This is a genomic window from Streptomyces sp. Ru71, assembly GCF_002920535.1.
GTDB lineage: Bacteria > Actinomycetota > Actinomycetes > Streptomycetales > Streptomycetaceae > Streptomyces.
Genome location: NZ_PQSS01000040.1, coordinates 14,058 through 35,918, shown reverse-complemented (window position 1 = coordinate 35,918; position 21,861 = coordinate 14,058). Strand labels below are relative to the sequence as shown.

General features: G+C 71.9%; 21 protein-coding genes and 1 riboswitch. Of the genes, 12 read left to right on the top strand and 9 right to left on the bottom strand.

From position 1 onward, the window contains the following. Positions 1–11 precede the first annotated feature (11 nt). Positions 12–153, bottom strand: a riboswitch (SAM riboswitch). A 157-nt stretch (positions 154–310) separates the two neighbouring features. Beyond that, a complete protein-coding gene (locus C3489_RS22795) occupies positions 311–1,255 on the top strand; it encodes a glucosyl-3-phosphoglycerate synthase (RefSeq protein WP_103783927.1) in 945 nt (314 codons plus the stop codon). A 13-nt stretch (positions 1,256–1,268) separates the two neighbouring features. On the opposite strand, the gene C3489_RS22790 is transcribed toward C3489_RS22795, so the two are convergent. Beyond that, positions 1,269–2,015 (bottom strand): hypothetical protein, encoded by a 747-nt coding sequence (locus C3489_RS22790; RefSeq protein WP_103783896.1) that lies wholly within the window; start codon positions 2,013–2,015, stop codon positions 1,269–1,271. 204 nt (positions 2,016–2,219) lie between these two features. Here C3489_RS22790 and C3489_RS22785 point away from each other — a divergent pair, with 204 nt between their 5' ends. Further along, entirely contained in the window at positions 2,220–3,617 is a 1,398-nt protein-coding gene (locus tag C3489_RS22785; protein ID WP_103783895.1) for a trehalose-6-phosphate synthase, read from the top strand. A gap of 52 nt (positions 3,618–3,669) precedes the next feature. On the opposite strand, the gene otsB is transcribed toward C3489_RS22785, so the two are convergent. Genes otsB through C3489_RS22770 form a run of 3 tightly spaced genes read right to left on the bottom strand, consistent with a single transcriptional unit; the run spans position 3,670 to position 6,077 of the window. Beyond that, entirely contained in the window at positions 3,670–4,530 is an 861-nt protein-coding gene (gene otsB, locus C3489_RS22780; RefSeq protein ID WP_103783894.1) for a trehalose-phosphatase, read from the bottom strand. Between the two features lie 52 nt (positions 4,531–4,582). Then, a complete protein-coding gene (locus C3489_RS22775; protein ID WP_103783893.1) occupies positions 4,583–4,816 on the bottom strand; it encodes a DUF3263 domain-containing protein in 234 nt (77 codons plus the stop codon). Positions 4,817–4,856: 40 nt separating this feature from the next. Next, positions 4,857–6,077, bottom strand: a complete 1,221-nt coding sequence (locus C3489_RS22770; protein ID WP_181139800.1) for an ABC transporter substrate-binding protein — start codon at positions 6,075–6,077, stop codon at positions 4,857–4,859. A gap of 147 nt (positions 6,078–6,224) precedes the next feature. Here C3489_RS22770 and C3489_RS22765 point away from each other — a divergent pair, with 147 nt between their 5' ends. From C3489_RS22765 to C3489_RS22755, 3 genes are all read left to right on the top strand, one after another. Continuing rightward, on the top strand, positions 6,225–7,193 hold the full coding sequence (locus C3489_RS22765; protein WP_103783891.1) for an ROK family protein: 969 nt from the start codon (positions 6,225–6,227) through the stop codon (positions 7,191–7,193). After that, positions 7,193–8,431, top strand: a complete 1,239-nt coding sequence (nagA, locus tag C3489_RS22760) for an N-acetylglucosamine-6-phosphate deacetylase (RefSeq protein WP_103783890.1) — start codon at positions 7,193–7,195, stop codon at positions 8,429–8,431. Before C3489_RS22765 ends, nagA begins: the two co-directional genes overlap by 1 nt. Before the next feature lie 119 nt (positions 8,432–8,550). Then, a complete protein-coding gene (locus tag C3489_RS22755) occupies positions 8,551–9,480 on the top strand; it encodes a 1-phosphofructokinase family hexose kinase (protein ID WP_103783889.1) in 930 nt (309 codons plus the stop codon). Positions 9,481–9,541: 61 nt separating this feature from the next. On the opposite strand, the gene C3489_RS22750 is transcribed toward C3489_RS22755, so the two are convergent. After that, positions 9,542–10,483, bottom strand: a complete 942-nt coding sequence (locus C3489_RS22750) for a carbohydrate-binding protein (protein WP_103783888.1) — start codon at positions 10,481–10,483, stop codon at positions 9,542–9,544. A 141-nt stretch (positions 10,484–10,624) separates the two neighbouring features. After that, the gene (cdgB, locus tag C3489_RS22745; protein ID WP_103783887.1) at positions 10,625–12,301 is read right to left on the bottom strand and encodes a diguanylate cyclase CdgB; all 1,677 of its coding nucleotides are present in this window, start codon (positions 12,299–12,301) and stop codon (positions 10,625–10,627) included. A gap of 370 nt (positions 12,302–12,671) precedes the next feature. Here cdgB and C3489_RS22740 point away from each other — a divergent pair, with 370 nt between their 5' ends. The 3 genes from C3489_RS22740 to C3489_RS22730 all read left to right on the top strand — a co-directional run bounded on the left by C3489_RS22740 (position 12,672) and on the right by C3489_RS22730 (position 14,410). Beyond that, positions 12,672–13,256 carry a flavin reductase family protein gene (locus tag C3489_RS22740; RefSeq protein WP_103783886.1) on the top strand — a complete coding sequence of 195 codons (585 nt, stop codon included), beginning with the start codon at positions 12,672–12,674 and terminating at the stop codon, positions 13,254–13,256. Positions 13,257–13,593: 337 nt separating this feature from the next. Next, on the top strand, positions 13,594–14,058 hold the full coding sequence (locus C3489_RS22735; protein ID WP_103783885.1) for a GNAT family N-acetyltransferase: 465 nt from the start codon (positions 13,594–13,596) through the stop codon (positions 14,056–14,058). 37 nt (positions 14,059–14,095) lie between these two features. Beyond that, positions 14,096–14,410, top strand: a complete 315-nt coding sequence (locus tag C3489_RS22730; RefSeq protein WP_103783884.1) for an antibiotic biosynthesis monooxygenase family protein — start codon at positions 14,096–14,098, stop codon at positions 14,408–14,410. 77 nt (positions 14,411–14,487) lie between these two features. Here the strand turns inward: C3489_RS22730 and arfB are convergent, their stop codons facing one another. Beyond that, positions 14,488–14,922 (bottom strand): alternative ribosome rescue aminoacyl-tRNA hydrolase ArfB, encoded by a 435-nt coding sequence (gene arfB, locus C3489_RS22725; RefSeq protein WP_103783883.1) that lies wholly within the window; start codon positions 14,920–14,922, stop codon positions 14,488–14,490. Between the two features lie 166 nt (positions 14,923–15,088). On the opposite strand from arfB, the gene C3489_RS22720 reads away from it, so the two are divergent. From C3489_RS22720 to C3489_RS22710, 3 genes are all read left to right on the top strand, one after another. Further along, on the top strand, positions 15,089–15,664 hold the full coding sequence (locus C3489_RS22720; RefSeq protein WP_103783882.1) for a TerD family protein: 576 nt from the start codon (positions 15,089–15,091) through the stop codon (positions 15,662–15,664). A 152-nt stretch (positions 15,665–15,816) separates the two neighbouring features. Further along, the gene (locus tag C3489_RS22715; protein WP_103783881.1) at positions 15,817–16,335 is read left to right on the top strand and encodes a GNAT family N-acetyltransferase; all 519 of its coding nucleotides are present in this window, start codon (positions 15,817–15,819) and stop codon (positions 16,333–16,335) included. Positions 16,336–16,634: 299 nt separating this feature from the next. Then, positions 16,635–18,188 carry a M4 family metallopeptidase gene (locus tag C3489_RS22710; RefSeq protein ID WP_103783926.1) on the top strand — a complete coding sequence of 518 codons (1,554 nt, stop codon included), beginning with the start codon at positions 16,635–16,637 and terminating at the stop codon, positions 18,186–18,188. 96 nt (positions 18,189–18,284) lie between these two features. Here the strand turns inward: C3489_RS22710 and C3489_RS22705 are convergent, their stop codons facing one another. Beyond that, complete coding sequence (locus C3489_RS22705; protein ID WP_103783880.1) at positions 18,285–19,682, bottom strand: M1 family metallopeptidase; 1,398 nt, start codon at positions 19,680–19,682, stop codon at positions 18,285–18,287. A gap of 102 nt (positions 19,683–19,784) precedes the next feature. Between C3489_RS22705 and C3489_RS22700 the strand changes: the two genes are divergently transcribed. Beyond that, positions 19,785–20,285 carry a hypothetical protein gene (locus tag C3489_RS22700; protein WP_103783925.1) on the top strand — a complete coding sequence of 167 codons (501 nt, stop codon included), beginning with the start codon at positions 19,785–19,787 and terminating at the stop codon, positions 20,283–20,285. An 890-nt stretch (positions 20,286–21,175) separates the two neighbouring features. Here the strand turns inward: C3489_RS22700 and C3489_RS22690 are convergent. Further along, complete coding sequence (locus C3489_RS22690; RefSeq protein WP_103783924.1) at positions 21,176–21,847, bottom strand: pentapeptide repeat-containing protein; 672 nt, start codon at positions 21,845–21,847, stop codon at positions 21,176–21,178. Positions 21,848–21,861 lie beyond the last annotated feature (14 nt).

The following is a 21,861-nucleotide window of genomic DNA, read 5'->3' as shown; positions in this document are numbered from 1 at the left end:
GAGGCCCTTTCTCCTCATCTTCCTCACGACGCATCTCGCCGTGAGACGGAATTGGCACCTTCCCTGGCCGGGAGCCTCGCGTGAACGAGTCCGGAATCAGGGGGGTTGCCGGGGCTTCATCGGGCCGTGTCCCTCTGCCCCTCTGGATGAGCGGTATTCGGTTGTGAACGCGGGCGACCCCGACATGCGATGGTCATCAGCGTTGTTCAAGACTGTAACCGACGGCCGGGACAGTTGAGATAGTCGTCCGAACCGCGAGATGGATCACACGTTCACCGGGTGTGATCACGACAGTGAGGAGCTGCGGACCGTGCTTGCAGAAGTCGAGCGCTGGCTGAGCACCCGCTCCTGGTCCGTGACCGATCGGCCGCTGCACCAGATCCTGGCCGCCAAGCGCGCCTCGGGCCAGACGGTGTCCGTGGTGCTGCCCGCGCTGAACGAGGAGGAGACGGTCGGCGACATCGTCGCCGTCGTCCGGCACGACCTCATGCACCAGGTCCCGCTGGTCGACGAGGTGGTCGTCGTCGACTCCGGGTCCACCGACCGCACCGCCGAGGTGGCCGCCGCGGCGGGCGCCCGGGTCGTCCACCGCGACGAGATCCTGCCGCGCATCCCGGCGGTGCCGGGCAAGGGCGAGGTGCTGTGGCGCTCCCTGCTGGTCACCACCGGGGACATCGTCGCTTTCGTGGACGCCGATCTGAAGGAGTTCTCCTCCGACTTCGTCACCGGCATCGTCGGCCCGCTGCTGACCGATCCCGACGTCCACCTGGTCAAGGCGATGTACGACCGTCCCCTGGCGGGCGCGGCCGGGCAGGGCGGCCGGGTCACGGAACTCATGGCCCGGCCGCTGCTGAACATGCACTGGCCCCAGCTGGCCGGATTCGTCCAGCCGCTGGGCGGCGAGTACGCGGCCCGCCGCACCCTGCTGGAACAGCTGCCCTTCCCCGTCGGCTACGGCGTCGAGCTGGGCATGCTGGTCGACGCGCTGCACCTGGTGGGCCTGGACGCCCTCGCCCAGGTCGACGTCGGCGTGCGCATCCACCGCCACCAGGACGGCCAGGCGCTGGGCCGGATGGCCGCGGCGATCTACCGCACGGCCCAGCTCCGGCTGGCCCGCGGCCATCTGATCCGGCCGTCCCTGACCCAGTTCGAGCGCGGCGAGGACGGTTTCGAGCCGCGCACGTACTCCGTGGACACGGAGGAGCGCCCGCCGATGACGGAGATCGCGGAGTACGCGGCGCGCAAGGTGGCGTGAGGCGCTTGTCCGCTCAGCCGGCGTGGCCGTCGGACCAGCGCCAGCGGCCGTCGGAGTCCTGCTCGCAGGTCAGGTACTCGCCGCCCTTGCCGTAGGTGCTCAGGCCGTGGTGGCGGGTGGCGCAGAACTGGCCGTCGGCGTAGCAGTTGCCCGCGGGGCTGGTGATCGCGCAGGTCCAGCTGGAGCCGCTTGTGCCGCTGCCGCCGCCGGTGACGCCGCTCGATCCCCCGCTCGTGCCGCCGCCGGCCGCGGTGGTCCTCGTCGGTGCGGGGGTGTGCAGCAGCCGGCCGGCGCAGTCGCGCCCGTCGCGGGCGATGACGAAGGCGACGTCGAACGAGGCGTTGCGGTCGTCGGGGTCGTCGATCTGCTCGCAGACCTTCTCGCTCGTGCCCCAGGAGGAGGCCGTGCGGCCGCCGCCGTCGAGGGAGGCGCCGGTGCCCTGGAGGTAGACGGCGTAGCGCAGGCCGCTCGCGCGGGCGGCGGCGACGGCCCGGCCGACCGACGTCCCGGTGTGGTCGGCGATCGTGACGACGGTGGGTTCGGCGGCCGGGGTCGGGCTGCTGCTCGCCGGGGAGGGCTCGGGAGCCGTCGTGCTCGGTGCGGCGCTCGTCACCGGTGACGTCCGCGGGGCCGCCGCCTTGGCGTCGGTGTCGTCGCTCTGGCAGCCGGTGAGAGCGAGCGCGGCGGCCGCGACGAGTGCGGCGAGGCCGGATGCTCCGCGGCCGCCCGGCAGGCGTCTGTGGACACGTGTACCGATCATGAGAAATCCGCCCCCCTGGCGTACGCGTCGTTCGGTGTAGCGGGCATCTTGTACCGTTCACAGAATCTCCACAAGCGATTCGATGATTCCGGAGCGCGGATTCCGGTTCGCCCGGGAGGACGTGGCGTGAACGGCACGTATACGACCGGCCACCGAATCCGGCCATACGTTTGAGTTTTTCCGGTGCGGGCTAGGTTGAGGCGTATGGCTTCCACGCACGGTGCTGATCAGAAGGCTCGGGTGCTGGTCGCGTCCAACCGCGGCCCGGTGTCGTACTCGGTGGGCGACGACGGTTCGCTCACCGCCAGGCGGGGCGGCGGTGGACTGGTGTCCGGGCTGTCGGCCATCGGGGACGACGCGGGTGCGCTGTGGGTGTGCTCGGCGCTGTCCGACGGCGACCGCGAGGCGGTGCGGCGCGGGGTCGGCGAGCGAGGCGTGCGGATGCTGGACGTGCCGGCCGACGTGCACGCCGACGCCTACAACGGCATCGCCAACTCGGTGCTGTGGTTCGTGCACCACATGCTCTACCAGACCCCGCTCGAACCGGTCTTCGACGCGGAGTTCCGGCGGCAGTGGGCCTCGTACGAGGCGTACAACCGGGCGTTCGCCGAGGCGCTGGCCGAGGAGGCGGCGGACGGTGCGGTGGTGATCGTGCAGGACTACCACCTCACGCTGGTCCCCGGGATGCTCCGCGAGCTGCGCCCCGACCTGCGGATCGGGCACTTCTCGCACACCCCGTGGGCGCCGCCGGAGTACTTCCGGATGCTGCCGGACGACATCGCCCGGCAGGTGCTCACCGGGATGCTCGGCGCGGACCGGCTCGGCTTCCTCACCCAGCGCTGGGCGGACGCCTTCACGGCGTGCTGCGAGCAGTTCGCGGGCGGGCTCGGGGAGACCCGGATCGGGGTGCACGGGCTCGGCGCGGACGCCGACTTCCTGCGCGAGCGGTCCCACCGGGCGGACGTCGGCGAGCGGATGGCGGCGCTGCGGGAACAGATCGGCGCGGGCCGCAAAACGATCGTGCGGGTGGACCGCACCGAGCTGTCCAAGAACATCGTGCGCGGCCTGCTGGCCTACCGGCAGCTGCTGGAGGACCACCCCGAGTGGCGGGAGCGGGTCGTGCACGTGGCCTTCGCCTACCCCTCCCGGCAGGACCTCGCGGTCTACCGGGACTACACGGCCGAGGTGCAGCGGGTCGCGGACGAGATCAACGCGGCGTACGGGACGGACGGCTGGACGCCGGTCGTGCTGCACGTGGAGGACGACTTCGCCCGGTCCCTCGCGGCGTACCGGCTCGCGGACGTGGCCCTGGTCAACCCGATCCGGGACGGGATGAACCTGGTCGCCAAGGAGGTGCCGGTCGTCTCCGACGAGGGGTGCGCGCTGGTGCTGTCACGGGAGGCGGGCGCGTTCGAGGAACTGGGCGAGGACGCGGTCGCCGTCAACCCGTACGACGTGATCGGCACGGCCGCCGCACTGCACGAGGCCCTCAGCATGCCGGCGGGCGAACGCAACGACCGCGCCAAGCGCCTGGCCGCAGCGGCAACGGCACTGCCCCCGGCGAAGTGGTTCCTGGAACAACTGGAGGCACTGCGGGCCTAGCCGCGCCGGTCGGCGACGGCGCGGCCGGGCCCCGGGCCCGTGGCGCCCCGGGTCAGGACGTCCCCAGGCGGGCCGCCAGGGTCGTCAGCAGGTGGACGACTCCCTCCGGGCCGGGGACCACCACGTCCGCGCGCTTGGACAGTTCCGTGACCTCGTTGCTGCCGCTGCACACCAGCAGGCCGGGGACGCCGTCGGAGCGGAGGGCGTCGACGGCGGCGAAGGCGGGCAGGTCGCCCAGGTCGTCGCCGGCGTAGATCACGGCCTCGGCGCCCACCGCGCGGACGTACTCGGTCAGGGCGACGCCCTTGTCGACGCCGGGCGGGCGCAGCTCCAGGACCAGGCGGCCCGGCTCGACGATCAGCCCGTGCCGGGCGGCGAGGCCGGTGAGCGGCTCGCGCAGCGCCTCGAACGCCGCCTGCGGGTCCTCCGCGCGGCGGGTGTGCACGGCCACCGCGCGGCCCTTCTCCTCGATCCACGCGCCGCGCCAGGCGCCGGACGAGTCCAGCAGACCCGGCAGCTCGGCGCGCACGGCCGCCACCCCGGGGTGCGGCGGCGGCGCGGTCAGCTCACCCGTGGCCGCCTCCCAGCGTTCGGCGCCGTAGTGGCCGAGGACGACGAGGTGCTCCAGGCCGGGCACGCCCGCGAAGCCGCCGTGGCGTACGGCGACCTCGGCGGGGCGGCCGGTGACAACCGCGATCGAGCCGACCTTCGGGGCGAGGCGGGTGAGGGCCGGTACGGCGTCCGGGTGGGCGCGGGCCTGCTCGGGGTCGGCGACGATCGGGGCGAGCGTGCCGTCGAAGTCGAGGCCGATCACCGTCTTGCCGGGGCGGTTGAGGACGGCCTGCAGTCCTTCGCGCCCCTGCGCGGTCACCGGTTCGGGAAGATCCGTCGCGTGCGTGTCATGGCTGCCCATACCGCGAACCTATCCCCGACTCGCCCCCGCCGAACCTGGAGAGACGCCGCCGTCACCGCTCGGCGCGGCGGGCCTCACGTATCCGTCTGAGCCGGTTCACGGTCACCGGGTCGTGGGCGAGGGCCCGGGTGTCGTCCAGCAGGGCGTTGAGCAGCTGGTAGTAGCGGACGGGGGCCAGGCCCAGCTCCTCACGGATGGCACGCTCCTTGGCGCCGGGCCCGGGAAAGCCCCGGCGCTCCAGCGCGAGGACCGCCCGTTCGCGCTCCCCCAGCTGTTCCTGCTCCATACCGCCCACCGTACCCACGCCCACCGACAGCGCGGCGGGGCTACTGCTGCGCGCTGTCCGCCGTGACCGCGGCCGACTGGATCTGCCCGAGGACGGACGCGGCGCTGCCGGTGGGGTCGACGGCCGTCCCGATCCGCTTCTTGAGGTCGGCGCTGACCGACGCCCAGGACGTCTTGCCGACCGGGTACAGCTCGCTCAGCGGCAGCTGCTGGAGGAACGGCTGGAGGTCCTTGTCCTGTCCGGACGCGCTCATCGTGGCGGACGCGGAGGTGGTGACCGGCAGCAGGTCGTACGTGCGGGAGAAGTCCAGCACGTTCTTCTCGCTGTAGACGAAGTCGAGGAAGTCCCGGATCTGCTCGCGGTGACCGTTCTTCTTGAAGGCGGTCATCCAGTCGGCGACGCCCATCACGGACCGGCTGGGCCCGTTCACGCCCGGCATGGTGACCATGCCGAACTTCACGCCCTTCTTCGCGGCCATCTGCATCAGCGAGGGGTGCCCGTTGAGCATGCCGACCTCGCCGTCGGCGAAGGCGGCGAAGGCGTCGGCGCGGTTCAGCTTTCCGGGCGCGACGGGGCCGGTGAGGTCCTTGCCGACCAGTTCGTTCTTCAGCCAGTCGAAGGTCTGGACGTTCTGCGCGGAGTCGATGACATAGGTGCCGACCGTGTCGGTGTAGCCGCCGCCTCCGCTGAGCAGCCACTGCATCGTCTCGGCCTGCGCCTCCTCCGGCCCCAGCGGCAGCGCGTAGGGGTACTTCACGCCGTCCGCCTTGAGCGCCTCGGCGTCGGCTGCCAGCTCGGCCCACGTCTTCGGCGGGGTGATGTGCGCCTTGGCGAAGAGGGTCTTGTTGTAGAAGAGCAGCCGGGTGGAGGCCGCGAACGGCATCCCGTACTGCACGCCGCGCACCTGCCCGGCCGCCACCAGCTGGGAGACGAAGTCGGCCTGGGTGGGGATGGAGAGCACGTCGTCGGCCCGGTAGAGCAGGTCCTGGTCCGCGTAGTCGGCGTAGGCGCCGATCTGCGCCATGTCGGGCGCCTGGCCGGCGTCGACCATCTCCTTGACCTTGCGGTCGACGTCCTTCCAGGAGTACACGCCGACGTCGACCTTCACGCCGGGGTGCTGGGCCTCGTACTGCTTGACGAGGTCGTCCCAGTAGTGCCGGGAGCTGTTGGTGTCGTTGTCGCCGTAGTCGGCGGCGACCAGCCGCAGGGTCACCTCGTCCGAGCCGCCGGTGACGCCGCAGCCGGTGAGGACCGCCGCCATGCCCAGCGCGGAGAACACCGCGATCGTCGTCGTCCTTCGCCGCTGCACTGCCCCGGATCCCCAACCCTCGAAGACGCCAGAAGACGTCTGTACCACTTTCCGATTAACGGATTAAGGTCTACACCATGGCAGTGGACTAGACCTCTCATGGGTCGCCGGTCCACACTGTCCCCCGTGAGACATGTCATCGCCCTCGACGTGGGCGGCACCGGGATGAAGGCCGCCCTGGTCGGACCGGGCGGCGAACTGCTCCACCAGGCACGCCGGCCGACCGGCCGCGAACGCGGGCCGGACGCGGTCGTCGAGAACATCCTCGGCTTCGCCGCCGATCTGCGCGCCCACGGCGAGCAGCACCTCGGCGGACCCGCCGCCGCGGCCGGCGTCGTCGTCCCCGGCATCGTCGACGAGCAGCGCGGCCTCGCCGCCTACGCCGCCAACCTCGGCTGGCGCGACGTCCCGCTGCGCGACCTGCTCGCCGAGCGGCTCGACGTCCCCGTGGCCCTCGGGCACGACGTGCGGGCCGGCGGGCTCGCCGAGGGCCGCCTGGGCGCGGGCCGGGGCGCCGACCGGTATCTGTTCGTGCCGCTGGGCACCGGGATCGCCGGCGCGATCGGCATCGACGGCCGGGTGGAGGCCGGGGCCCACGGCTTCGCCGGCGAGATCGGGCACATCGTCGTACGCCCCGGGGCCACCCCCTGCCCGTGCGGGCAGCGCGGCTGCCTGGAGCGGTTCGCGTCGGCGTCGGCGGTGAGCCAGGCATGGGCGGCGGCCTGCGGGGACCCGGACGCGGACGCCGCGGACTGCGCCAAGGCCGTCGCGTCCGGCGACCCGAACGCGGTCCGGGTCTGGCAGGAGGCGGTGGACGCCCTCGCCGACGGCCTGGTCACCGCGCTCACCCTGCTGGACCCGCGCACCCTGATCATCGGTGGCGGGCTGGCCGAGGCGGGGGAAACCTTGTTCACACCACTGCGGGACGCCGTCCGGCAGCGGGTCACCTTCCAGAAACTGCCGGAGATCGTCCCGGCCGCCCTGGGCGACACGGCCGGATGCCTGGGCGCAGGCCTCCTGGCCTGGGACCTCCTCGACACCACGAACGGCAAGGAGGAAACGCCGTAATGGCAACCCACCCAGGGGCGCGGGGCCCTGTTGAACATGCAGCTACCGCCGCGCGGGCGCGACCAGCCAAGACGACGCCGCACCCCGCAACGGCCGGCACCCCCCTGGTGCTCACCGGCGCGACGGTCGTCCTGCCCACAGGAACCGTCCAGAACGGCCAGGTGGTGATCGACGGCACCCGCATCGCCGATACGGCACCGGAGAACGCCCAGGTCGTCGACGTGAGCAACCACTGGCTGGTCCCCGGTTTCGTCGACCTGCACAACCACGGCGGCGGCGGAGCCTCCTTCACCTCCGGCACCGTCGAGGACGTCCTCAAGGGCATCCACACCCACCGCCTGCACGGCACCACCACCCTCGTCGCCTCCACCGTCACCGGCGACATGGACTTCCTGACCCGGCGCGCGGGGCTGCTGAGCGAGCTGGCCGAGCAGGGCGACATCGCCGGCATCCACTTCGAGGGGCCGTTCATCTCGCCGTGCCGCAAGGGCGCGCACTCCGAGGAGCTGCTGCGCGACCCGGAGCCGGCCGAGGTGCGCAAGCTGATCGACGCGGCGCGCGGGCACGCGAAGATGGTCACCCTCGCCACCGAACTGCCCGGCGGGACCGACTCCGTACGGCTGCTCGCCGACCACGGCGTGATCGCGGCGATCGGCCACACGGACGCCACCTACGAGCAGACCGTCGAGGCGATCGACGCGGGCGCCACCGTCGCCACCCACCTGTTCAACGCGATGCCGCCGATCGGCCACCGCGCCCCCGGCCCGATCACGGCGCTGCTGGAGGACGAGCGGATCACGGTCGAGCTGATCGACGACGGTGTGCACCTGCACCCGGCCGCGCTCCAGCTGGCGTTCCATCACGCGGGCGCGGACCGGGTCGCGTTCATCACGGACGCGATGGACGCGGCCGGCTTCGGCGACGGCCGCTACATGCTCGGCCCGCTGGAGGTGGAGGTCGCCGACGGCGTGGCCCGGCTCGTGGAGGGCGGCTCCATCGCGGGCTCCACGCTCACCCTGGACCGTGCGTTCAAGCGGGCGGTGACCGTGGACCGGCTGCCGGTCCAGGACGTGGTGCGGGCCTTGTCGGCCAACCCGGCCCGGCTGCTCGGCCTCGACGACCGCATCGGCTCGCTGGAGCCCGGCAAGGACGCCGACCTGGTGCTGCTGGACGAGAACTTCGACCTGAAGGGTGTGATGCGCCGGGGCGAATGGGTGGTTGGCCCCCAACTGGCCTGATCCGTCCGCTCGTCCGGGGACGGTGGCCGGTCCCAGGGCTGGGCCGACCGCCGTCTCTTTGGCATGATCGACCCTCCGGAAGTCCACGTCACACGCGCATTCGGGGGAGGTCGGCCCAGGTGATCCTCACGGTCACGCTGAACACCGCTCTCGACATCACCTACCGCGTCCGCTCCCTGCGGCCGCACACCTCCCACCGCGTCTCGGAGGTCATCGAACGGCCCGGCGGGAAGGGCGTCAACGTGGCCCGGGTCCTGGCCGCCCTCGGCCACGAGGCCGTGGTCACGGGCTTCGCCGGCGGCGCCACCGGCCACGTCGTGCGGGACCTGCTGACGGACACGCCCGGCGTCGTGGACGCGCTGGTGCCCATCGCGGGCGCCACCCGCCGCACGATCGCCGTCGTCGACGAGCTGAGCGGCGACACCACCCAGCTGAACGAGCCGGGACCGGTCATCGCGCCCACCGAGTGGGCCGCCTTCCAGGACCGCTACGGCGAGCTGATCGCCTCCGCCTCGGCCGTGGCCCTGTGCGGCAGCCTGCCGCCGGGCGTGCCGGTGGGCGCGTACGCGGGCCTGATCCGCACGGCGCGTGCGGCGGGCGTTCCGGTGCTGCTCGACACCAGCGGGGAGCCGCTGCGCCGCGGGGTCGCCGCCCGGCCGGACATCGTCAAGCCCAACGGGGACGAGCTGGCGGAGCTGACCGGCTCCCACGAGCCGGTGCGGGCGACGCAGGACGCCCGCCGGCGCGGGGCGCGTGCGGTGGTCGCCTCACTCGGCGCGGACGGCCTGCTCGCCGTGACCCCCGAGGGCCGCTGGCGTGCCACACCGCCCGCCCGCGTCCACGGCAACCCCACCGGCGCGGGCGACTCGGCGGTCGCCGGCCTGCTGTCGGGCCTAGTGGAACACCTCCCCTGGCCGGACCGCCTGACCCGAGCGGTGGCCCTCTCCACCGCGACGGTCCTCGCCCCGGCGGCGGGGGAGTACGACACGCAGACGTACGAGGACCTGCGCCCGAAGGTGCGGGTGACGGCGGAGGCGACGGCGGCCTAGCCGGCGATCACCGGTCGTGGGCGCCCGAGCCCCGCGCTCCGGCGGGGTGCGGGCGGCGTCGTCAGGCCGGAGGGTCCGTGGTGAGCCACATCTGGTCCAGCACGGCGTTGCACTGATTGCCCTGCTGGCAGGAGAGCTCGATGGTGTTCGTGCCCTCGGTCAGGTTCACGACGGCCCAGGTGTTCTGCCAACCCTTCTCCCAGTCGCCCGCAGGGGTACCGCCGAAGTTCTTCATGTTCAGCGGCTGGGTCTTGGGGGTGCCGTTGACCGACAGGGTGGCGTTGGCGTCGGCACCCGGGATGCCGTACCGCACGTAGAGGCGGTACGAACCCTTCTCCTTGATGCCGTTGACCGTCCACGTGACCTTGGCGCCAACGGCGTTGAAGCCGGCGACATAGACACCGCCGTCCGCCTTGGCACCCTTCACATCCGACGCCAGCGTCGCCCCGCCCTCCAGGCGGAGCGCCTTCGCGTCGATGGTGGGCAGCTTCACCTCCGCGTCCCCGCTCTCGCTCGACGACGGGCTCGGCGTGGTGTTCTGCTGGGACTGGGAGGGGGCCGCGGTGGCCTGGTCGTCCTTCTTGTCGTCCGGGCTGCCGTTCATCATCGCCACGCCGATGCCGATCACCACGGCCGCGACGACGGCGATGGCGCCGATCAGCAGGCCCTTGGTGTTGGGGCCACGGCCGCGCCCGCCGGACCCGCCGGCGGGCTGCTGGTGCTGGGGAGCGGTGGGGGCGCCGCCGGGAAGCGTCTCCGGCGCCGCGTAGTGCGCGTTCGGCCTGCCGTAGGCACCCTGCTGCTGCGGGACCTGGCCGTAGGGGGCGGACGGCGCCTGCTGCCCGTACTGCCGCTCCCCGACGGTGCGCACCCGGCTGACGGAGTTCGGGTAGCCGTAGCCGCCCGTGGGCGGCTGGGCACCCCTGGCCTGGCCGTCGGCGTAGAGGTAACCGAACGGGTCGTCGTCCTCGGGGGTGCTCGGGCCGTTGTTGCCGGGCGTCATCCCTTCGTTCTCCTCAACAGGTGGGGGGCGGATGCGGTCCTTGGTGTGGGGTGTGGCAGAGGGCGAGCCTACCCGCTCTGCAAGACCCAAACGGGTGACACCGACCGCACCGTTTCGCCCCCCACCGCGCTGACCTGCGGTTCACCCCGCGCGGCGGTGCTGTTTGGGACGAGATCGTTTCTCGACGTACATACGTTCGTCGGCCGACTTGAGGACTTCGTCGGCCGTCATGCCACAGTGCGCCCAGCCGATGCCGAAGCTGGCGCCCACCCGGACGGCCCGGCCCTCGGCCCGGATCGGCTGGATGATCTCGTTGCGCAGCCGTACCGCGAGGTCCTGCGCGTCGGCGCGGCCGAGGCCGTCGGCGAGGATCACGAACTCGTCGCCGCCGAGCCGGGCGACGGTGTCGCCGTCGCGCACGCCGTTGCTGAGCCGTCTGGCCACCTCGATGAGGACCGCGTCGCCGGCGTTGTGCCCGAACCGGTCGTTGATCGACTTGAAGCCGTCGAGGTCGCAGAAGAGGACCGCGAGTCCCTTGGTGCCGTCGTCCCGGTCGCCCTCGGGGGCGACGGTGTGCACATGGTGGTCGAAGGCGTCGTAGCCGTCCGCGCCCTGCCCGACCGCGAAGCCGTGGCCGTTCGCGTCGAAGGCGGCGGCATGGCTGAAGCCGGTGTCGGCGGTGTCGAAGGAGTCGTACGCGTCGGCCGCCGCGTGGGCCGTGGTGGGCCGCCGGCACAGGCGGGCGGCGAGGCGGGAGCGCAGCTCGGCGGAGTTGGGCAGGCCGGTGAGGGAGTCGTGGGAGGCGCGGTGGGCGAGCTGGAGCTCGCGGCGCTTGCGTTCCTCTATGTCCTCGACGTGGGTGAGCAGGAAGCGGGGGCCGTCGGCGGTGTCGGCGACGACGGAGTTGCGCAGGGAGACCCAGACGTAGGTCCCGTCACGGCGGCCCAGCCTCAGCTCCGCGCGGCCGCCCTCGGCGGAGGTGCGCAGCAGGGTGCCGATGTCCTCGGGGTGGACGAGGTCGGAGAAGGAGTAGCGGCGCATCGCGGAGGCGGGGCGGCCGAGCAGCCGGCACAGGGCGTCGTTGGTGCGCAGGATGCGGCCGTGCTGGTCGCCGCCCATCTCGGCGATGGCCATGCCGGAGGGGGCGTACTCGAAGGCCTGCCGGAAGCTTTCCTCGCTGGCGCGCAGAGCCTGCTGCTCGCGCTCCAGACGGACCAGGGCGCGCTGCATGTTGGAGCGCAGCCGGGCGTTGGATATCGCGATGGCGGCCTGGAAGGCGTACATCTGCAGGGCCTCGCGGCCCCAGGCGCCGGGCCGGCGGCCGTTGCGCGGCCGGTCCACGGACAGCACGCCGATCAGCTCGCCGCGCGGGCCGCCCTGGGCACCGGGCGCGTACATGGGGGCGAAGAGCCGGTCGGAGGGGTGCCACTCGTCCTCGAAGCGGGGCGCGGGCCCGTCGGTGTACCACTGCGGGACGTCGTCGTCGTCGAGGACCCAGCCCTCGGTGTGCGGTATGAAGACGAGGTCGCCCCACTGCTCGCCCATCGCCAGGCGGCGGTCCCAGGAGTCGCGTGAGCCGACGCGGCCGGTGATGAGGGCCTCGGCGGCCGGGTTCCCGGCGAAGGCGGCGACGACCAGGTCTCCGTCGGGGCGGACGAGGTTGACGCACGCCAGCTCGTAGCCGAGCGCGGTGACCACGCCGTCGGCGACGGTCTGCAAGGTGTCCGCCAGGCTGCGGGCGGTGTTCATGTCCGCCATGACCTGGTGCAGCTGCCGCAGGGACGCAAGACGGACATAGGGTTCCGACTCGGTCTCCATGCTCGCCCTCCCCCCGAGACTTCGCAGCGAATCAAGGGTTGTCGTCGGCGTTCGGTCGTCTCCGCCTTGCGGCGTCCCGCCTTGGTCCTGCCTTCGTGATGCTGTGCAGCGTCTTTCGCCACTGAATCACAGCGCGCTGCTCACTCGGTACACAGGGTCAACATTTCCTGGCCCTTGTGACTCAAGTCACAGCAAAACGTGAACAATGAAGTGGAGTTTCTGTGTTTTTCCCGTGCGTTAACCGAACGGACACTTTGCGAGTATGCGCCATCGGGCGCCGTTTTAGGGCCGGAGTCCTAGGTCGCCCCCGGTCCGTTGCCGGTCCGGGGACCGATGCGGGGCCTGTGAAGCGGAGACTAGCGTTTCCAGCGTGCTGAAGACTTCCCCTGCCGTGCCCTCCCCCACCGCGCCCGTCCCCGCCGGGCATGCTGAGGGGGTGACCCACGACGAGTTCCGCGCCGCCATGTCCCGGCTCGCCGCGGGCGTGGTCCTGGTGACCGCGCAGGAGCCGCCGCTCGACCCCGACGACCCGAACGCGCCCACCGGCGAGGACGTCGGCATGACCGCCACCGCGTTCATGTCGGTCTCCCTGGACCCGCCCCTGGTCCTGGTCAGCCTGCGGGAGGGCTCCCGCATGGACGACCTGCTCGCCGAGCAGCCGCTGTGGGGCGTCTCCGTCCTCGCCGAGAGCCAGCGCCACATCGCCGGCCGCTTCGCGATGAAGGGCCGCATCAGCGACCGCCTGCTCTTCGAGGACATTCCCTACGTCCGCGGCGAGGCCACCCACGCCCCGCTGGTCGGCGGCGCCCTGGCCACCCTGGAATGCCGCACGGAACAACGCGTGACGGCCGGCGACCACACCCTGGTGATCGGCCACGTCCTGACGGCCCGCGTCCCGAGCGCGGACGGCGGCCCACTGATGTATTTCAAGGGCAGGTACCGCCAACTGGGCTGAGCCGGAGTTTGCCGGGCCGGGGCCGGGCTATTGCGGGGGCGAGCTGGGCTTTTGTTGGGTTGGGACGCGAACGGGCTTTGCGGGCCGGGCTCGGGCTTTTACCGAGCTGGGCCAAGCTCGTGCGCCCGGCCGGGCATCGCGGGCGCCAGGCCGGCCTCTGCCGGGCCGGCTGGCCTTATGGGGCCGACCGAGCATCGCGGGCGCTGGACCGAGCATCGCGGCGCCGAGCCGGGTCGGGCCCGCCGGCCCAATCTGCCCCGGGCCGGGCTTCGCCGGGCCGGGGGGTGGGGGGGAAATCCCGTGGTCGGATGAGCGGGGGCGTGTCTATCGTGCCCCGGTGGTTCACCTCGTAGAGATCACCCCGCAGAACTTCGACGCCGCCGTCGGCATCCGGGTGCGGCCCGAGCAGGAGCACGCGGTCTCCCCCGTGATGCAGTCCCTCGCCGAGGCGTACGTCCATCCCGACGGCGTCGCCTGGCCGCGACTGATCGTCGACGGCGAGCGGCCGGTCGGCTTCCTGATGGCCTTCTTCGACATCGACTGGCACGGCGACGGCACCGTCTTCCGCTCGGGCCTGTGGCGCCTGAACATCGCGGCGGACGCCCAGGGCCGCGGCTACGGCCGCTTCGCGGTCCGCTCGGTCGCTCAGGAGCTGCGCCGCAGGGGCACCGACCGGATGTACGTCAGCTGGCACCCCGGCCCCGACGGCCCGGAGGACTTCTACCTGGGCCTGGGCTTCCGCACGACCGGGGAGATCAGCGGGGACCAGACCGTGGGGGTGCTGAAAGTCCCCGCGGCCTAGGCTGGAGAGGGGACCTTCGTACCGAGGACGGTGTGCGATGTCCGAAGCCAACAAGTTCTGGTCGTCAGGCAGCTGGCGCGTATCCGAGGGCAAGAGCGAGGAGTTCGAGACCCGCTGGGCGGCCTTCCTGGACTGGACGAAGGAAGCCAACGAGGGATTCCTCTTCGCCCGCCTGATCCACGACCTGTCCGATCCGAATCACTACGTGTCCTTCGCCTCCTGGCGGGACACCGAGTCGATGAAGGCATGGCAGGACAAGCCCGAGTTCGCCGAACACTTCGGCGCCTGCCGGTCCCTGTGCGAGGAGATGCAGGCAGGCGGCTTCGTCCTCGCCCGGGCCGTGGACGGCTGACCCGACGGCCGACCACCCGCCCCACCCGGTGAGGCAGCGCTCGAAGCCCACGCCGGGGGCGCGGAGCGCAAGGCCTCCTACCAGTCCCGCCCCGACCGCCCCCGCTTCGTCTCCGCGCGCTGCTTCTTCTCCCGCAGCCGGCGTTCGTTGATGCCGCGCGGAACGCGGGTCGGCTTGCGCGGCCTCGGCGGCGGGGCCGTCGCCTCGGCGAGCAGTGCCGCCAGGCGTACGGCGGCGGACTCGCGGTTGCGCCACTGGGAGCGGTGCTCGGAGGCGCGCACGCTGATCACGCCGTCGACCAGGCGCGGCCCGAGCCGCTGAAGGGCACGCCGCTTCCACACCTCGGGCAGCGCCTCGGTGCGGGCGAGGTCGAAGCGGACCTCGGCGGCGGAGTCGGACGTGTTGACGTGCTGCCCGCCGGGCCCCGACGACCGCGAGAAGCGCCACATCAGCTCGGCCTCGGGCAGCGCGACGGAGCCGCGGATGAGATGGGGACCGGACATGCCGTCCATGTTCCCGGCTCCGCACGGTCCACGTCACCCGGATTTCCCGGTGGGTAAAAAAGGTAAAGGAAGCAGGAACCAGGCGGGGCCCCCTCGACGTTGACTGGGGTGAAGGTAGCTTCGTGCACAGTGCGAAGCCGCGTACACACAGCGCATCGAGGAAGGACTCCCGACCATGGCAGTAAGCCTGTCCAAGGGTGGCAACGTCTCGCTCACCAAGGAGGCTCCGGGCCTGACCGCCGTCACCGTGGGCCTGGGCTGGGACGTCCGCACCACGACCGGCACGGACTTCGACCTGGACGCGTCCGCGATCGCGGTCAACGCGCAGGGCAAGGTCTACTCCGACGCCCACTTCGTCTTCTTCAACAACAAGCAGACCCCGGACAACTCCATCGTCCACACCGGTGACAACCGCACCGGCGAGGGCGCCGGCGACGACGAGGCCATCAACGTCAACCTCGGCGCCCTCCCGGCCGACATCGACAAGATCGTCTTCCCGGTCTCGATCTACGACGCCGAGAACCGCGGCCAGAACTTCGGCCAGGTCCGCAACGCCTACATCCGCATCGTCAACCAGGCCGGCGGCGCCGAGATCGCCCGCTACGACCTGTCGGAGGACGCGGCCACCGAGACGGCCATGGTCTTCGGCGAGCTGTACCGCAACGGCGCCGAGTGGAAGTTCCGCGCCGTCGGCCAGGGCTACGCCTCCGGCCTGGTCGGCATCGCCCAGGACTTCGGCGTCAACGTCTGACCCGTCCACCCCGCGTCGAGGGGCCCGGCCACCCGCCGGGCCCCAGCGCGCCCACACCCCGAGAAGCACCCCGCGCGTACCGCGGCACGGCGGCACCGGGCCCGCCCGGAAAACCCCCTGAGCCCCCGCTCCCCGCGCGCTACGTTGCCCCCGTGATCCTCGAACCCCTCTCCAGCACCCCCGACCACGACATCCCGGCCCCTCTGCTCACCGAGCTGACCGCCCTCTACGCCTCCAACCGTGAGTTCCAGGCCCTCAGCGGTGACTTCCCGGACCCGGACGACATCCGGCCGGAGCAGGTGGCGGCCGAGCTGGCCGGCGACCTGGCGCATCCGGACGCCGAGGTGCTGCTGGCCCGCAGCCAGGGTCGGCTCGTCGGCATGGCCATCACCCTCGCCCACCATCCCGACCCGGCGGACCCCGACCCGTGGATCGGACTGCTCATGGTCGACGCGCGGGTGCACCGGCAGGGGTACGGCCGCCGGCTCGCCGAAGCCGTGGAGGACCGTTTCCGTCAGGCGGGCCGCACCGCCGCACGTCTCGCCGTCCTCGCCAACAACCCCAAGGCGCTGGCCTTCTGGACCTCCCTCGGCTACGAGGTGATCGACCACCGCCCGGACCGCGACCGGGGCCGCCCCTGCGCCGTACTGCGCAAGCAGCTGGCGCAGTGACGTTCCGGCCCCCAATTCCGCTGTTGTCATCAGTACTTGACTTTTCGTCAGACGTCCGGATAGCGGATTCCGCGCCACGGCATTCGGATACAAACACGTAAAGTCTTGACGGCCCTCTGTCAAACACCAGGGTCCCGGTGTCACTCTCTCCTCGCCGCTGCACGCTGTGCCCCACCAGTGCCCCACCTGTGCCTCAACCCCACGAGGCCAGCGACGAAGGAGACCGAGTGAGACACCCCAACCGTCCCACCTCTCGCTCCACCGGCCTGCGCGCCGCCGCCCTGATCGGCTCGGCGGCGATGGTCGTCCTCGCCGTGCAGAACGGCGCCGCCACCGCGGCCCCCACGCACACCAACGGCGCCACCGCTCTCCCCCTGACCGCCTCCGCCCGCGCCGAGGCCCTCAGGTCCGCCCAGGACTCCGCCGCCTCCACCGCCCGTGAACTCGGGCTCGGCGCCCAGGAGAAGCTCGTCGTCCGCGACGTGGTCAAGGACGCCGACGGCACCACCCACACCCGCTACGAACGCACCTACGCCGGCCTGCCCGTGCTCGGCGGCGACCTGGTCACCCACGTGTCCAAGTCCGGCGCGCTCAAGGGCGTCAGCAAGGCCACCGCGGCGCGGATAGCCGTGGCCTCCACCGACCCGGCCGTCTCGGCGACCACCGCCAAGGCCAACGCGGTCAAGGCCGCCGACTCCGCGAAGGCCACCGCGGCCGGCGCCCGCACGGTGATCTGGGCGGCCGGCGCCAAGCCCGTCCTCGCCTACGAGTCCGTCGTCAAGGGCCTGCAGCACGACGGCACCCCGAGCGAGCTGCACGTCATCAGCGACGCCACCACCGGCAAGCAGATCTACTCCTACGAGGCGATCGACACCGGCACGGGCACCAGCCAGTACAGCGGCACCGTCCCGGTCAACTCCACGGCCGCCTCCGGCGGCTACGACCTCGTCGACGGCGCCCGTGGCGGCCACAAGACGTACGACCTGAACGGCGGCACCACCGGCACCGGCACCCTCTTCCACGACGCCGACGACGCCTGGGGCGACGGCACGGTCGCCAACCGGCAGACCGCCGCCGTGGACGCCGCCTACGGCGCCTCCGTCACCTGGGACTTCTACAAGGCCGCGTTCAACCGCAACGGCATCGCCGGCGACGGCCGCGCCGCCTACTCCCGGGTCCACTACGGCAACGCGTATGTCAACGCCTTCTGGAACGACAGCTGCTTCTGCATGACGTACGGCGACGGGGCGGGCAACGCCAAGCCGCTGACCTCGCTGGACGTGGCCGGACACGAGATGAGCCACGGTCTGACCGCGGCCACCGCCGGCCTCAACTACAGCCGGGAGTCCGGCGGTCTGAACGAGGCCACCTCCGACATCTTCGGCACGTCGGTGGAGTTCTTCGCTAACAACGCCGCCGACCCGGGTGACTACCTCATCGGCGAGAAGATCGACATCAACGGCAACGGCACGCCGCTGCGCTACATGGACAAGCCCAGCAAGGACGGCTCGTCCGCCGACTACTGGTCCAAGACGGTCGGCCGCCTCGACGTCCACCACTCGTCGGGCGTGGCGAACCACTTCTTCTACCTGCTCAGCGAGGGCAGCGGCGCCAAGACGATCAACGGCGTCTCCTACAACTCGCCGACCTACGACGGCTCCACGGTCACCGGGATCGGCCGGGACAAGGCCTACCAGATCTGGTACAAGGCCCTGAGCACGTACTTCACCTCCACCACCAACTACGCCGGCGCCCGCACCGGCACCCTGCAGGCCGCGGCCGACCTCTACGGCTCCGGCAGCGCGGAGTACAACGCGGTGGCGGCGGCCTGGAAGGCGGTCAACGTCAACTAGCCCCGTCACTTCGGGGGTTTCGCCGGGCGGCCCGTCTCACGCGTTGGGCGGGCCGCCCTGGCCTCCTCACGCGTGGGCGGGCCGTCCCTGCCCTTCTCACGCGTGGGCGGGCCGTCCCTGTCCGTACAGCCAGTCCCGCCAGATGCCGGAGAAGTCCTTGTCCGGGGCCTGCTTCTCGACGTAGGCGATGAAGTCGGCGGTGGAGGCGTTGGCGTGGCGGTGGGCGGCGGCCCAGCCCTGGACCAGGTCGTAGAAGGCGTCGTCGCCGACGGTCTGGCGGATCTTGTGCAGGACCATCGCGCCGCGCTGGTAGACGGGGTTCGCGGAGATCTCCGCGGCGCTGCGGGGCTTGCCCGGCGGGAAGTCCCAGAGGTCCTCGTACTCGTCCTCCCCGTGGTCGTACAGCTCCTGGAACCGCTGCTGGGCGCTCTTTCCGCCGTGGTCCTCGGCCCACAGCCACTCCGCGTACTGGGCGAAGCCCTCGTTGAGCCACATGTCCTGCCAGGTCTTCGGCGTGACCGAGTCGCCGTACCACTGGTGGGCCAGCTCGTGGACGAGGGTGATGGTGTCCGGGGCGCCGGGGAAGACGGGCCGGTTCTGGGTCTCCAGGGCGTATCCGGCGTCCTCCTCCCGCTCGACGATCGCGCCGGTGGAGGAGAAGGGGTACGGGCCGAAGTTGTAGCGCAGCCAGTCCATGATCTCGGGCAGCTGCGCGAGCACCGCTGCGCTGTCCTTGGCGCTGACAGGGTCGACGGCGGTGTACACCGGGAGCCGGTCCTCGCCGACGGTGCCGTCGTGGACCTCGTACCGCCCGATGCCCACGGTGGCGAGGTAGCTCGCCATCGGCTCGGCGGTACGCCAGTGGAAGGTGGTGCGCCCGTCCCGGGTGGTCCGGTCGGCCAGTTCCCCGTTGGACACGGCCGTCAGGCCCTGCGGCACGGTGACCGTGATGTCGTACGACGCCTTGTCGGACGGGTGGTGGTTGCCGGGGAACCACGCCATCGAGCCGACCGGCTCGCCGAGGGCCAGCGCGCCGTCCTCGGTGTACAGCCAGCCCTCCTGGGAGCCGTCGGCGTCGGTGATCGTCTCGGGGGTGCCGGCGTAGCGGACGGTGACCCGGAAGGGCTTGCCCCGGTCGAGTTCGTCGCGGGGGCGGACGGTCAGTTCCTGGCCGGCCCGGCTGAAACGGGCGGCGGCGCCGTCGACGGTGACGTCCTGGACGGTGAGGCCCTTGAGGTCGAGGTCGAAGGCGGACAGGTCCTTGCCGGCGCGGGCGGTGATGTCCGCGGTGCCGGTGAGGTGGCGGGCGGTGGGGTCGTAGGCGAGAGTCAGGGCGTAGTGGGTGACGTCGTAGCCGCCGTTGCCGGCCTTCGGGAAGTACGGGTCGCGCAGTCCGGAGCCGCCCGGGGTGCCGTCCACACCGCCACCGCCGGTGCAGGCGGCCAGGGTGAGCGTGAGCAGGAGGGCCGGGACGACGGGCGCGATTCGGGACACGTCGGAAATCCTAGGGTCGCGGAGGCGTTCACCCGGCTAGAGCGGTCCCGGGGGTTTCGGGTTCGGTCCGGGGCCGTGGCGCGGCGTGACACCATCGCCTACGTGCTCGATATCGGCTACGCCCTCTCCACCCGGTTCCCGGACCCGCCGCAGACGGACTACCGGCGCGCGGACGTCCACGCGCTGCGGCATGACCTGTTCTGCGGGGATGTGTACCTCGCCGACACCAAGTCCGACCGGGAGCTGTCCACAGCCTGGGGATGGGTGCCGGTGCTGGACTTCGCGTGGGCGCTGTGCGACATCGTCGAGCGGGTCGACCGTGACCCGGCCGGCTCCCGTGCCGCCCGGCCGCAGCGTGCGGAGCTGGACTTCACCGAGTCCACGGACCGGATGCTGTTCGAGCGGCGGTTCGGCTGGGTGGACATCACGGCGGACTGGGTGCCGGTGGAGGAGCCGCCGCTGAGCTTCTCCCACGCGGAACTGCGGCGGGAGGCGCGGGACTTTCTGCACGATCTGATCGCCGACCTGTGCGATATGCACGAGGACCTGGCGGAGAACCCGGCGATCTGGACCCTTCAGGCGCGGTTCCCTCGGGTGTCGTGAGCGGCCGCTGTTCTATGGTCATGCTCATGTCTCTTCACGAACGGTCCGCGCTGACCGGGCTCGCGGCCGGCGAGCAGCTCCTGGCCTACGGTGTCGTCGTCCCGGCGAAGAGCGCGAAGGGTGTGAAGCTGAACTTCCATGGCCACGGGAAGGTCGGGGGGCAGCTCGGTGACCAGTTGGTGCGGAACGTCGGAGCCGTGAACGGTGGGGTCGGCAGCGTGGCGGCGCAGCTGCCGGACACCGGGGGTGGTGCACTGCTGCTGCGGGTCACCGACCAGCGTGTCGGTCTGGTCCGCCCGAGTGACGGTACGGCTGTGTGGGAAGTGCCGCGTGGCTGGGTGGCCCGTGTCGAGCGCCGGCCGCGGTTGCAGCTGATGGCGCGGTTCCGTGTGCACTATGCCGACGGCTCGTGGCTGGCGTTCCTGACGATGCGGCGGCGCACGATCGAGGGGTTTCGGGTGGTGCTGGGGGGGTTGACCGGGGGTGCCTGCGGGGTGCCTGCGGCGGCCCGTTGCGGGTGCGTGGTGGCTGGTCGCGCAGTTCCCCGCGCCCCTTTCATGCCTGCGGCGGCCCGTCGCTGTCGCGTCGTGGCTGGTGTAGCGCCTGCGGTTCGTTGTGGGTCGGGGCCGGGGTGGGGGGTATCCGTCCTCGGTCCGGCCCACTGTCCCCGACGCGCTAGCTGTTGGCGGTGCCGGCCGCTGCGGGCGGACACCCCCCACCCCGTCCCCTTCGCGCCGTACGCGGGTGCCGCGCCGTCGTGGCTCACCTAGCTGCGGGCAGTCGTGCCGCTGGGGCGGCACGGGTGGGCGCAGCAGCACTCCGTCGCGCCGGGTTGCGCCACCCACCCCCGGCCCGCCACAGCGCCGGGCAACCACGTGACCTCCGTTCGGTCAGCCCTCCACCCTGATGCCCAGGGCCGCTGCCAGCGTCGGGGCCAAGTCCAGTAGTTGAGCCGTGCTGATCACCGCGCCGGACATGTTCTGCAAGCCCCTGGTGATCTCCAGGGGCGCCGCTCCACGCAGGTCGACGTCTGTCAGCGTGGCTCCGCTGAAGTCGGCGCCCCTCACCGCGCAGTCGGTGAATTCCACCCGCTCCAGGCGGGCTCCCCCGAAGTCCGGCTCGACCAGGACACAGCCGGTGAAGACGACGTCCCGCAGCCGGGCACCGCGCAGGTTGAGGTAGTCGATCTTGCCACCGCTGATCAGGACCCGCTCCAGCACCGCCCCGTGCAGCTGCACACCACCGAGCCGGGGGTCGGTGACCTCGACGTCCCGCAGCGTGGAGTCCGCCAGGTTCGTACCCACGCCCCGGACATCCGCGAGCACGCAGTCCAGCACGCGCGCGTGGTGCAGCCGTGCCCCGTCCAGCACGCACCCTCTGAGCGCGCAGTCCATGAAGCTGGCGCCCGCCCCGTCGGCCCCGCTGAGGTCGGCCGCGGCGAACTCCAGCCCGTCGTAGTCCCCGTCGGGCTCCAGGCCCTCTCCGTCGTACCCCGTCAGCTCCGGCAGCCGTACCTCCGGCCGCCGCGCCGCCTTCGTCCCGCCACGCGCTCCCCTTGCCATGCCCCCATGCTGCA

Coding starts and splice junctions, on each gene's coding strand:
- C3489_RS22785 (WP_103783895.1), top strand. CDS start 2,220: ATGGCTTCCACGCACGGTGCTGATCAGAAGGCTCGGGTGCTGGTCGCG.
- C3489_RS22775 (WP_103783893.1), bottom strand. CDS start 4,816: ATGGAGCAGGAACAGCTGGGGGAGCGCGAACGGGCGGTCCTCGCGCTG.
- arfB (WP_103783883.1), bottom strand. CDS start 14,922: ATGGACGGCATGTCCGGTCCCCATCTCATCCGCGGCTCCGTCGCGCTG.
- cdgB (WP_103783887.1), bottom strand. CDS start 12,301: ATGGAGACCGAGTCGGAACCCTATGTCCGTCTTGCGTCCCTGCGGCAG.
- otsB (WP_103783894.1), bottom strand. CDS start 4,530: ATGGGCAGCCATGACACGCACGCGACGGATCTTCCCGAACCGGTGACC.
- C3489_RS22710 (WP_103783926.1), top strand. CDS start 16,635: ATGGTCGTCCTCGCCGTGCAGAACGGCGCCGCCACCGCGGCCCCCACG.
- C3489_RS22790 (WP_103783896.1), bottom strand. CDS start 2,015: ATGATCGGTACACGTGTCCACAGACGCCTGCCGGGCGGCCGCGGAGCA.
- C3489_RS22750 (WP_103783888.1), bottom strand. CDS start 10,483: ATGACGCCCGGCAACAACGGCCCGAGCACCCCCGAGGACGACGACCCG.
- C3489_RS22770 (WP_181139800.1), bottom strand. CDS start 6,077: ATGGCGGCGGTCCTCACCGGCTGCGGCGTCACCGGCGGCTCGGACGAG.
- C3489_RS22730 (WP_103783884.1), top strand. CDS start 14,096: ATGTCCGAAGCCAACAAGTTCTGGTCGTCAGGCAGCTGGCGCGTATCC.
- C3489_RS22720 (WP_103783882.1), top strand. CDS start 15,089: ATGGCAGTAAGCCTGTCCAAGGGTGGCAACGTCTCGCTCACCAAGGAG.
- nagA (WP_103783890.1), top strand. CDS start 7,193: ATGGCAACCCACCCAGGGGCGCGGGGCCCTGTTGAACATGCAGCTACC.
- C3489_RS22765 (WP_103783891.1), top strand. CDS start 6,225: ATGGGTCGCCGGTCCACACTGTCCCCCGTGAGACATGTCATCGCCCTC.
- C3489_RS22690 (WP_103783924.1), bottom strand. CDS start 21,847: ATGGCAAGGGGAGCGCGTGGCGGGACGAAGGCGGCGCGGCGGCCGGAG.